This is a genomic window from Clavibacter lycopersici (assembly GCF_003576405.1).
Classification (GTDB): Bacteria; Actinomycetota; Actinomycetes; order Actinomycetales; family Microbacteriaceae; genus Clavibacter; species Clavibacter lycopersici.
Window position 1 is genome coordinate 1 of sequence record NZ_QWGT01000074.1, and the last position, 11,457, is coordinate 11,457.

At 72.2% G+C, this 11,457-nt stretch carries 10 protein-coding genes; 3 read left to right on the forward strand and 7 right to left on the reverse strand.

Annotation, left to right across the window (positions count from 1 at the left end):
• From DZG00_RS07005 to DZG00_RS07025, 5 genes are all read right to left on the reverse strand, one after another.
• Positions 1 to 1,118: Gfo/Idh/MocA family protein (locus DZG00_RS07005; RefSeq protein WP_147359947.1), on the reverse strand; the 1,118-nt coding region annotated here is incomplete at its 3' end.
• On the reverse strand, positions 1,115 to 1,885 hold the full coding sequence (locus DZG00_RS07010) for a ThuA domain-containing protein (RefSeq protein WP_119382756.1): 771 nt from the start codon (positions 1,883 to 1,885) through the stop codon (positions 1,115 to 1,117). The genes DZG00_RS07005 and DZG00_RS07010, both read right to left, overlap by 4 nt.
• Before the next feature lie 82 nt (positions 1,886 to 1,967).
• Complete coding sequence (locus DZG00_RS07015) at positions 1,968 to 2,843, reverse strand: carbohydrate ABC transporter permease (protein WP_119382755.1); 876 nt, start codon at positions 2,841 to 2,843, stop codon at positions 1,968 to 1,970.
• A complete protein-coding gene (locus DZG00_RS07020; protein WP_119455486.1) occupies positions 2,836 to 3,825 on the reverse strand; it encodes a carbohydrate ABC transporter permease in 990 nt (329 codons plus the stop codon). The genes DZG00_RS07015 and DZG00_RS07020 overlap by 8 nt, the downstream gene beginning before the upstream one ends.
• Entirely contained in the window at positions 3,825 to 5,063 is a 1,239-nt protein-coding gene (locus DZG00_RS07025) for a sugar ABC transporter substrate-binding protein (protein WP_119382650.1), read from the reverse strand. The genes DZG00_RS07020 and DZG00_RS07025 overlap by 1 nt, the downstream gene beginning before the upstream one ends.
• Before the next feature lie 592 nt (positions 5,064 to 5,655).
• Between DZG00_RS07025 and DZG00_RS07030 the strand changes: the two genes are divergently transcribed.
• The 3 genes from DZG00_RS07030 (at position 5,656) to DZG00_RS07040 (ending at position 8,964) form a co-directional block, all read left to right on the forward strand.
• Positions 5,656 to 7,056, forward strand: coding sequence for a quaternary amine ABC transporter ATP-binding protein (locus DZG00_RS07030; RefSeq protein WP_119382651.1), 1,401 nt, complete (start codon positions 5,656 to 5,658; stop codon positions 7,054 to 7,056).
• The gene (locus DZG00_RS07035; protein WP_119455487.1) at positions 7,053 to 7,988 is read left to right on the forward strand and encodes an ABC transporter permease; all 936 of its coding nucleotides are present in this window, start codon (positions 7,053 to 7,055) and stop codon (positions 7,986 to 7,988) included. The genes DZG00_RS07030 and DZG00_RS07035 overlap by 4 nt, the downstream gene beginning before the upstream one ends.
• Positions 7,989 to 8,052: 64 nt before the next feature.
• Entirely contained in the window at positions 8,053 to 8,964 is a 912-nt protein-coding gene (locus DZG00_RS07040; RefSeq protein ID WP_119383007.1) for a glycine betaine ABC transporter substrate-binding protein, read from the forward strand.
• Between the two features lie 87 nt (positions 8,965 to 9,051).
• Here DZG00_RS07040 and DZG00_RS07045 read toward each other — a convergent pair whose 3' ends face one another.
• Both DZG00_RS07045 and DZG00_RS07050 read right to left on the reverse strand, forming a co-directional pair.
• Entirely contained in the window at positions 9,052 to 10,632 is a 1,581-nt protein-coding gene (locus DZG00_RS07045; RefSeq protein WP_199688995.1) for an aldehyde dehydrogenase family protein, read from the reverse strand.
• The coding region (locus DZG00_RS07050) for an NAD(P)-dependent oxidoreductase (RefSeq protein WP_147359948.1) at positions 10,629 to 11,457 on the reverse strand (829 nt) is incomplete at its 5' end. The genes DZG00_RS07050 and DZG00_RS07045, both read right to left, overlap by 4 nt.

An 11,457-nucleotide genomic window follows, 5' to 3' on the forward strand; every position in this document is an offset into this window, starting at 1 on the left:
TCGAGCCGCGCGCGCACGTCGTCGCGCCGCTCGTCGGCGAGCGCGGTCGCGTACGCGCGGTCGAGCACGTCGTCGATCGCGAGCCGCCGGCCGGTGTCCTTCGACTCGATCGCCGCCTCCACCATCGCGAGGCTCATGACGTTGCCGTGCACCTCGCCGTGCGGCCGCTCGCCCGTGCGGAGCGCGCGCACGAAGGCCCGCAGCGATCCCGCGATCTCGACCCCCACCGACTCGGCCGGCGCGGGCTCCGCGGGCGGGCCGTCGGGCGCGTCCGTGATGTCGCTCGTCGGATCGTGGTCGCCGTCCCAGAGCGCGGTGCCGTGCGCGCCGCTGACCCGCCAGGATCCGTTCCACGACGTCTCCGCGCCCGGGCTGCACCAGCTGCCCGTGTAGACGTACCGCACGCCGCCCTCGAACGCGAAGACCGCGGTGGCGCCCGCGTCGCCGCGGTACCAGCTCCACGCCGGGTTGTAGGACTCGCAGTAGACGCTCACGGGATCCGCGTCGAGCAGGTACCGCACGGCGTCGAACTGGTGCACGGCCATGTCGAGCAGCAGCACGTCGTCCATCTCCTCGCGGAACCCGCCGAAGTGCGGGGCCTTGAAGAACCCGGTGGTGACGATGCCGACGCCGCCGAGGTCGGCCGCCCGCCGCTTGAGGGCGACGAGGTGGTCGTTGTAGCGGCGCGACTGGCTGACCATGAACAGCTCGCCCGTGATCTCGGCGGCCGCCGCGAGCGACAGCCCCTCGGCGACCGTGAGCGCGACGGGCTTCTCGCCGAGCACCGGGATCCCGGCGAAGAGCGCCTGGGTGGTGACGGGGTGGTGCGCGCGCGGGATCGTCACGTCGATCACGGCGTCGGGCCGCACCCGGGCGATCAGCTCGCCGAGGTCGGTGGACGCCTCCGCGGACGCGCCGTGCGCCGCGGCGCCCGCCCGTGCCGCCTCCTCGTCGAGGTCGACGACGCCCACGAGCTCGACGTCGGGATCCTCCGCGATGGTCCGGAGCCACGCCTGACCCATGCCGCCCGCGCCGACCTGCACGACGCGCAGGGGCGCGCCGTCGGCGGGCGCGACGATCCGGTGGGCGGCGCCCGCGCGCTCCTCCACGTCCGTCATCGCTCGAGCGCCCCGGCGTAGTCGGCGCCCTGGAAATACTCGCCGGACTCGTAGCGCAGCAGCGTCGGCGTCTCGCGCCGGTCGGGCCGCGCCCACTCGCACGCGTTCGCGATCACGCGGCGGACATCCCGGTGGTGGTACACGGGGAAGTCCTGGTCGCCGGGCGAGAAGAAGAAGATCCGGCCGAAGCCGCGGCGGTAGGTCATGCCGCTGCGGAACACCTCGCCGCCCGTGAAGCCCGAGATGAAGACGAGCTCGTCGGGCGTGGGCACGTCGAAGTACTCGCCGTACATCTCCTGCTCGTCGATGACGATGGGGTTCGGCACGCCGCGGGTGATGGGGTGCTGCGGGTTCACGGTCCACACCAGCTCGCGGTCGTGCTCGCTGCGCCAGCGGAGCGTGCAGGTCGTGCCCATCAGACGCGTGAAGATCTTCGACCAGTGCCCGGAGTGCAGCACGATGAGGCCCATCCCGTCGAGCACGTGGCGGTGCACGCGCTCCACGATCTCGTCGTCCACCTCGGCGTGGGCCGCGTGGCCCCACCAGGTGAGGACGTCGGTGCGGGCGAGCAGCTCCTCGGTGAGGCCGTGCTCGGGCTGGTCCATGGTCGCGATCTCGACGTGCGCCTCGGGCAGGTTCTCCTGCACGCCCTCGGCGACGGCGCCGTGCATCCCGGTCGGGTAGCGGTCGCGGACGTGCTGCTCGATCTGCTCGTGGCGGTTCTCGCCCCAGACGGTGACGCGGAGGGGGGAGGTGGTGTCGGTCATGGTGTCTCTCTCTCGGAGGGGTGGTGCGGAGGGTCGGCGGGGGCGCGGATCGCGTCGGGCGAGCGGGCGCGGGGATTGCGGATCACTTGACCGCGCCGCCCGTCGCGCCCGCCGCGATGAAGCGCTGCGCCGCGAGCAGCAGGACGATCGCCGGCAGCGACGCGAGCACGGCCGTCGCCATCACCGTGCTCCAGTCGGCGGTGTACGTCCCGATGTACTGGTAGATCCCGAGCGTGATGGGGCGCACGTCGTCGGTCGTGGTGAGCGTCAGCGCGAACAGGAAGTCGCTCCAGGTGAAGAGGAACGTGAAGAGCCCGGCGGTGATCACGGCGTTGAGGCTCACCGGCAGCACGATCGAGCGGAAGGCCCGGAAGTTCCCGGCGCCGTCGACCTTGGCGGCCTCGATGATCGACGGCGGGATGCCCGCCATGAACGCCCGCATGATGAGGATCGCGAACGGGATGCCCGCGGTGGAGTCGGCGAGGATCAGGCCCGGGATCGAGTTGAGCAGCCCGAGGTCGTTGTACGCGGCGTAGAGCGCGTTCGCGACGACGATGCCCGGGATCATCTGCGAGATGAGGATCCCGAACAGCACCAGGTTGATCCACTTGAAGCGGAACTGCGCGAGCGCGTACGCCGCCGGGGTCGCGATGGCGAGGCTCAGCACGACGCTGCCGAGCGCGATCACGAGGCTCGTGCCGAGCGCCTGGCCCTGCTCCGAGAGCGCCGTCGCGTAGCCGTTGAACTGCGCCTCGAACGGGAACCAGGCGGCCTGGATGGCGGGACCCGCGGGCTGCAGCGAGATGTTGACCATCCAGTAGACGGGGAACAGCATCACGGCGAGCAGCGCGATGCCGACGACCGTGCCGATCCAGCTGCGGTCGGCCCGCGGTCGGCGCGACCCGGACGGCGCCCGGCGGGCGTGAGCGGGGACGAGGCGCTCGGCGGTGTCAGTCATCGACGGCCTTCCTGTTCGCGCGGAGGTAGACCACCGCGAACACCGCCGAGATGGCGATGAGGATGTTGCTGAGGGCGGCGCCCGACCCGAAGTCGAACTGCTGGAACGAGAGCGTGTACGACTGCGTCGCGATGGTCTGCGTCGAGTTCGCTGGCCCGCCGTTCGTGAGGCCGAGGATGATGTCGAGCACCTTGATCGTGTAGACGACGCCGAGCACGAGCACCACGCCGACCACGGGTCGCAGCAGCGGCCAGGTGATGTGGCGGAAGCCCTTCCAGCCGGTCGCGCCGTCGAGGGATCCGGCCTCGTACAGCTCCGGCGGGATGTCCTGCAGGCCGCCGTAGAGGATGGTCGTGTTGAACGGGATCCCGATCCACACGTTCACGGCGATCACCGTGATGAGCGCGAACGCGGGGCTCGTGAGCCACGGCACCGGGTCCTGCACGACGCCGGCGCCGAGCAGGAACTGGTTGAGCACGCCGGAGTCCTGGTCGAGGATCCACTTCCACACCGCGCTCGAGACGATGAGCGGCAGCAGCCACGGCAGGAGCAGCAGCGCCCGCAGCAGGCCGTTGAGCGGGAAGGCCCGGCGGAAGAACAGCGCGAGCACGAGGCCGATGACGAACTGGCCGAGGATCGACCCCGCGGTGAACAGGAACGTGTTGAGGAGCGCCGTCGAGAAGATCCCCGACGAGAGCACCGACGCGTAGTTCGCGAACCCGACCCACGGCGCCTCGCCCGTGTAGAAGGTGGTCGTCGTGTACTCCTGGAAGCTCATGACGATGTTCTTCACGACCGGGAAGCCGAAGAAGAGCACGAGGTAGACGACCGCCGGCACCAGGAACATCGCCTGGAAGAAGCGCTCCCACCTCCAGCGGGGTCGGCGGCGCACGGGCCGCGGCGCATCCGCCGCGTCCCCGGCGCCCCGGGCTCGCCCGACCGCCTGCGCGGTCGGGCGAGCGGGGACGGCGGTCGTCGCCATCAGCCCTGCTCGGCGTTCTTCAGCGCGTCCTCCGGGGAGGACTGGCCGGTGAGCGCGGACTGCACGGCCGTGTAGATCTTGGTGGCGGCCTTCGGCCAGTCCTCGCCGAGCTCGCCGGTGCGGGCGCGGGCGTCGGCGACGAGGTCGACGAACACCTGCTCCTCGGGAACCTGCTGGCCGAACTCGGTGGCGACCGCGGTCTTCGACGGGATCGTGAAGCGCTTGGTCGCCATGTCGAGCTGGTTCTCGTCCGAGTTGAGGCACTCGACGACCTTCGCGGCCGTCGCCTGCTTCTCCTCGTCGCCGGTCTGCGGGACGGTCCAGACCTCGCCGCCGAGCGGGGCGACGGCGGTGCCGCCCGCGGTCGGCGCGGGGATCTTCGCGATGCCGTAGTCGACGCCCGACTCGGTGAGCGCGGGGATCTGCCACGGGCCGTTGATCATCATCGCCGTCTTGCCTGCCATGAACTGGTCGTTGACGTCGGACTGGGTCCAGTTCACGACGCTCTGCGACGCCGAGCCGTCCTTCACGAGGTCGGTCCAGAGCTGCAGCGCCTCCGCGGTCTCGGGGGTGGCGATGTCCTTCTCGTCGCCGCCGTTCGACCACATGAAGGGCAGGAACTGCCAGGTGCCCTCGTAGGTGGCGTTGGCGTCCATCGCGATGCCGTAGCGGTCGCCGTTCTTGAGCGCGGCGGCTGCGGTCGTGAGCTCGTCCCACGTCGTGGGCGGCTGGATCCCCGCGTCGGCCAGCATCTGCGTGTTGTAGAACAGCGCGATCGTGTTGACGGTGGGTGCGAGGCCGTACGTCTTGCCCTCGTAGGTGCCGGCGTCGATCACGCCCTGCGCGTAGCCGTCGGTGGAGATGCCGAAGTCCTCGAGCGGGGCGAGGGCGCCGGTCGCGGCGATCTGCTGCAGGTCGGGGTTGTCGAGCATGAGCACGTCGGGCAGCGTGCGCGACGAGGCCTGCTGCAGCACCTTCTGGATGAGGCTCGAGCCCGGGATCGACGTGCGCTCGATCGTGACGCCGAGGGACTCGCCGCACTTGGTGAGGGTGTCGCCGATGACGGTGTCGTCGTTGCCCTCGTTGTAGTAGTCGGTGACGGTGATCGTCTTCGGATCCCCGCCGGACGAGGATCCGCCCCCGCCGCCGCCGGAGCAGCCGGCGAGCACGAGGGGGACGGTGGCCGCGAAGGCGGCGGCGCCGATGAGGCGGCGGCGGGCGGTGGATCGAGGGGACATCGCGTGGTCTCTTCCTTGAGGTGGCGGTGGATCCGGGTCCCGACGTCCTCCGATCCGCCAGCTGCGCGCGCATCCGGGAGGCGTCGTCGCGGACCCGATGGCGGCGACGCTAACACCGGATCGGGGGTCGTGTAAAGCGGTTAACCGGAAGCGGACGCCCATACGGCCCGGGATGGCGCATAACGATCGGGACACGACGCGATCCCCACGGCCATGGCGATCGGGCGCCGCCCACCCCGCCCGGAGGGCCTCGCGGAGGGCTCCGCGATTAGTCCCTCCGCGGGCCCCGGGCTACCTTCGACACGGCCCGGATGAACGGGCCCGTCATCATCCAGGACGCGCCGACCGGCCGCCGATCACCATCGGCACGCGGTCGTCGTACGGTCCGGTGGAGTGGGCGCGGACCCCGTGGTCCCGCCCGCGGAGGACGCCCGAGGGTCTCGGGATCCGGCGCTCACGCCCGGCCCCGATCCTCGGCCGCTTCCCGCACCTCCTCCGACCCGTCCGTCGACCGAACGCGCCGACGTCCGCCCCGCTCCTGAACCACCGCACCCCCGTGCCCGGAGCCGGCCGACGACCGCATGGAGAATCCATGACCGTCACCACAGCCCGCCCCGCCGAGACCGACACCGACACCGCTGCCGCTCCCGTCCCCGCCGTCCGCGCCCGCGGCCTCTACAAGGTCTTCGGCCGCCGCGGCCACGACGCCGCCCGCCGCCTCGCCGCGGGCGCCAGCCGCGAGGAGACCGCCCACCTCGGCACGGCCGCCGTCATCGACGCGTCGTTCGACGTGCAGCCCGGTGAGATCTTCGTCGTCATGGGCCTGTCGGGATCCGGCAAGTCGACCCTCATCCGCATGCTCAACGGCCTGTGGGAGCCGACCGCCGGCACCGTCGAGGTCGCGGGCGAGAGCATCACCGACGTGCCCGCGACCCGGCTGCGCCAGGTGCGCCGCTCGCACGTGTCCATGGTCTTCCAGCACTTCGCGCTCCTGCCGCACCGCACCGTCATCGACAACGTCGCCTACGGGCTCGAGGTGCAGGGCGTCGGCCGCGCCGAGCGGCTCGCGAAGGCGCGCGAGGTCGTCGGCATGGTCGGCCTCGACGGCTGGGCGGACGAGATGCCGTCCGAGCTGTCCGGCGGGATGCAGCAGCGCGTCGGCATCGCCCGCGCGCTCGCCGCGGACACCGAGATCCTGCTCATGGACGAGGCGTTCAGCGCGCTCGACCCGCTCATCCGCCGCGAGATGCAGGAGCAGCTGCTCGAGCTGCAGTCCCGCCTCGGGAAGACCATCGTCTTCATCACGCACGACCTCAACGAGGCCATGTTCCTCGGCGACCGCATCGCCGTGATGCGCGATGGCCGCATCGTGCAGATCGGCACGCCCGAGGAGATCCTCACCGACCCGGCCAACGATTACGTCGCCCAGTTCGTGCAGGACGTCGACCGCGCCCGCGTGCTCACCGCCTCGAGCGTGATGGAGCCGGCGCGCGCCGTCGTGCCGCTCACGGTCGGCCCGCGCGGCGCCCTGCGCGTGCTCCGCGACCTGCAGACCGCCGCCCTCTTCGTGCTCGGCCGCGACCGGCGCCTCCTCGGCTGGGTGCGCGACAGCCACGTCATGCACCAGGTGAAGACGAACGACACCGACCTCGAGCGCATCGTCAGCACGGCGTTCGCGAAGGTCGGGCCGGACGCGTCCCTCGTCGACCTCTTCGAGCTCGCGGTCGAGAGCCCGCTGCCCATCGCGGTGGTGGACGCCGACGACCGGCTGCTCGGGGTGATCCCCCGCGTGACGCTGCTCGCCGCGCTCGGGAACGTCGACACGTCGACCTCCCCGATCCCCGTGCTCGAGCCCGTGACGCGGATCTCCGACAGCGAGCTCGACGAGACGCTGGCGACGGGCGAGAACCCCGTCGTCGTCGTCGGATCCGGATCGTCCGAGGCCGACTCGCCGGATCGTGCCGACGCACGCCACGAGGGGAGCCACCGATGAACGACATCCTCCGCATCCCGTTCGGCGACTGGGTCTCCGACGGCGTCGACGTCCTCACCACGAACTTCCGCGGCCTGTTCGACGCGCTCCGCGTCCTGTTCACGTTCTTCTACGAGTGGGTGGCCTACGCGCTGGCCGCTCCGCCGTTCTGGGCGATCGTCATCGTGATCGCCGGGCTCGCCTACCTCGCCCGCGGCTGGAAGCTCGCCGTCGGCACGGCGATCGGCCTGCTGTTCATCGGCACCCTCGACCAGTGGGAGAACGCGATGGCGACGCTGGCGCTCGTGCTGGTCGCCAGCGCGCTCGCGATCATCATCAGCATCCCCATCGGCGTGCTGGCGGCCAAGTCCGACGTGGCGTCCCGCATCATCCGGCCGATCCTCGACTTCATGCAGACGACGCCCGCGTTCGTCTACCTGATCCCGGCGCTGCTGCTGTTCCGCCTGGGCGTCGTGCCCGGCATCGTCGCGACCATCGTGTTCGCGATGGCACCCGGCGTGCGTCTCACCGAGCTCGGGATCCGCGGCGTCGACACCGAGGTGGTGGAGGCGGGCCAGGCGTTCGGCTCCTCGCCGTGGCGCATCCTGCGGCAGATCCAGCTCCCGCTCGCGAAGCCCAGCATCATGGCCGGCATCAACCAGGTCATCATGCTGTCGCTCTCCATGGTCGTCATCGCCGGCCTCGTCGGCGCCGGCGGACTCGGAGAGGACGTCATCGCGAGCCTCGGCCGCATCGACGTCGCGCTCGGCGCCGAGGCAGGCGTCTCCGTCGTGATCCTCGCGATCATCCTCGACCGCATGACCGCGGCCCTCGGCGAGGACCGCAGGACCCGCCGCCGCCGACCCGCGGCGCGCGTCGCCTCGACCCCCGACCGGGACGCCGCCGACCCCGAGGCGCACCGCCGCCCGGAGCCCGCGACCGCCTCCGCCTGACGCCCGCGCGTCCGCTCCCCCTCCCACCCGCACCACACCGCATCCACGTTCTCGGAAGGAACACATGAAGAAGCGCACACTCGCGACATCCATCACCCTCGGCGCCGCCCTGTTCGGCCTCGCCGCGTGCTCCCCGCCCTCCACGTCCGGATCCCCCGCGGCCGACGAGACGCTGGAGAACGGCGACAACAGCGTCGTCGACATGGCCGTCTTCAACGGCTGGGACGAGGGCATCGCCGCGTCCTGGCTGTGGAAGAGCGTCCTCGAGGACGAGGGCTACACCGTGAACCTCGAGATGGTGGACGTGGCCCCCGGCTACGTCGGCCTCACCACCGACGACCTCGACGTCGTGCTCGACACCTGGCTGCCGACCACGCACGCCAAGTACATCGAGGACTACGGCGACGACCTGACCGACCTCGGCGCGTGGAACGAGGACGCCAAGCTCGCGATCGCCGTGAACGAGGACGCCCCCATCGACTCCATCGAGCAGCTGCAGGAGAACGCCGACCTGTTCGGCGGCACGATCGTCGGGATCGAGTCCGGCGCCGGCCTCACCACCGCCGTGCAGGAGCAGACCATCCCGAAGTACGAGATCACCGGCCTCGAGCTGCAGACCTCGTCCACCGCGGCCATGCTCACCGAGCTGAAGAGCGCCACGGATGCCGGCGAGAACATCGCCGTCACGCTGTGGAGCCCGCACTGGGCGTACGACGCCTTCCCCATCAAGGACCTCGCCGACCCGAAGGGCACCCTGGGCGACGCCGAGGGGATCCACTCGTTCGGCGGCAAGAGCTTCACGGAGGACTTCCCCGCCCTCGCCGAGCGCCTGAAGGCCTTCACGATGGACACCCCGACCCTCTCCTCGCTCGAGAACGCCATGTTCAACAGCGGCGTCGACGGCGACGACTACACCGAGGTCGTCGAGGCATGGATCGCCGAGAACCAGGACTACGTGGACACGCTCGCCAGCTGATCCCACCGCTCGACGACGACGCCCCGACGGACCTGGTCCGCCGGGGCGTCGTCGCGTCCGGGCCGGTGGCGACGCCGGCGGGATCCGTCAGCCGAGCATCGACGGGAACGGCGCGGGCGGAGGCGTCGTCGGCACCCACACCGCCTTCTGCTGCGTGTACTCGTCGAGCACGCCCGGGCCCGACGAGCGGCCGTGCCCGGACTCGCCGAAGCCTCCGAACGGCACCGCGACGTGGATGGTCTTGTAGGCGTTGATCCAGAAGGTGCCGGCGTCCACGGCCGCGGCCACGCGGTGCGCGCGCGACACGTCGGAGGTCCAGACGGCGCCCGCGAGGCCGAAGCCCGTGGCGTTCGCGCGCGCGACCACCTCCTCCTCGGTGTCGAAGACGGAGACGCCGAGGACGGGGCCGAACACCTCGGTCGTCTCGAGGCGGTGGCCGGGCTCCACGCCGTCGAGGATCGTGGGCATGATCCAGCTGCCGTCGGCGAGCGCGCCCTCGGCGACCGCGGCCGACGGGGTCGCGCCGGAGAGGCGACGCGCGCCGTCCTCCTGGCCCGCCTGGATGAGCGAGCGGATGGTCGCGACCTGGCGGCGGGAGATGATCGGGCCGATCTCGGTGGCGGGGTCGAGCGGGTCGCCCAGCCGGAGCGCCTCCACGTGGGCGACGATGCGGGCCACGAGCTCGTCGTGCACGCCGCGTTCGACGAGCAGGCGGGATCCGGCGACGCACGACTGCCCGGCGCCCGAGAACACCGCGCTCACGGCACCGCGCGCGGCCTGGTCGAGGTCCGCGTCGGCGAAGACGATGTTGGCGCTCTTGCCGCCGAGCTCCAGCACGACCGGGATGCCCGCGCCCGCCGCGGCCTGCGCGACCGTGCGGCCGACGGGCACGGATCCGATGAAGCTCAGCTTGCCCACGCGCCGGTCCGTGCTGAGCGCGGCGCCGACCGTCGTGCCCGCGCCGACCGCGACCGACAGGACGCCCGCCGGCAGGCCCGCCTCCTCGGCCAGCTGCGCCAGGCGGATGGTGCTGAGCGGCGTGTGCTCGCTGGGCTTGAGGATCACGGCGTTGCCCGCGGCGAGCGGCGCGGACGAGTTCCAGCCGGCCGTGAACAGCGGCGAGTTCCACGGCGTGACCGCGACCACCACGCCCCACGGCACGCGCGTCGTGTAGGTGAGCCAGTCGCCGGGGACGGGGATCGTCTGGCCGGTGACCTTGTCGGCCCAGCCGGCGTAGTAGCCGAACATCTGGGCGACGCGGCCGGCCTCGACGCGGGCGTCGCGGAGCGGCTTGCCGGTCGTCACCGTCTCGAGCACGGCGAGCTCCTCCCGGTGCTCGCCGATCACGCGGGAGACCTCGCGGAGGATCGCGGCGCGGTCGTAGGGATCCATCGCGCCCCAGATGCGGGCCCCGCGGACGGCGGCGGCGAGGGCGGTCTCGGCGCCGGCCGTGCCGGGATCCGCGTAGCTCGTGACGACCTCGCCCGTGGCGGCGTCGACGAGGTCGATCGCGGGGCCGTCGCCCGGGTGCACGCGGCCCTCGGCCCAGGTGCCGATGCCGTCCGGGAACGCGTGCGCGATGAGCGCGCGGGCGCGCTCGGCGGGGTGCGCGGCCGGGTCGACGGCGTCGAGGAGCGGCGTGCGGGTGGTCGGGGCGGTGGTGGTCATGATGCGGTGTCGTCCTTCCGGGCGGGGAGCTGCGCGGGATCCAGGGCGGTGGTCGCCGTGGTGAATGTGGAGGTGGCGGCGACGAAGTCGGCCTGCGGCCCGAGGGCGGCGAGCGCCCGCTGCCAGCGCGCGTCGGTCTCCGCGAAGAGCCCGGGGGCCGCGCCGGTCGCGCGGGCCACGTCGTGCGCGAGCGCCACGTCGCGGGCCATGAGCCCGAGCGCGAACCCGGATCCGAAGCGCCCGCTGAGGATCTGGTCGGGGAACATCCGCTGGCTGACCGTGCTCGCGCCCGTGGCCGTGTTGAGCGCGGCGACCGCGGTGTCGAGGTCGATCCCGTGGGCCGCGGCGACGTCCATCGCCTCGGCGACCGCGAGCAGGTTGACCGAGACGAGCATGTTGTTGAGGAGCTTCACGACGTTGCCGGATCCGGCGGGGCCGACATGGCGCCAGCCGCCGGACGTGAGCGCCTCGAGCACGGGGCGGGCGGCGTCGACGGCCTCCGGGGATCCGCCGACGAAGGACGCCAGCGTGCCCGCGGCCGCGCCCGTGTTGCCGCCGGAGACCGGGGCGTCGACGAACGCGGCGCCGTGCGCGGCGGCCAGCTCCGCCATGGCGGCGCTGGTCCCGGGCTCCGAGGTGGTGGTGTCGACCACGGCCACGGTGCCCGGCACGGCGAGGAGCGCGGGCACGGTGGCCTCGACCACGCGCGCGGAGGGCAGAGAGAGGACGACGTAGGGGATCCCGGCGAGCGCGGACACGTCGGCGACCGCGGTGAGGCCGCGCGTCTCGGCCGCCTCGCGCGCCGCCGCGGACGGGTCGCAGCCG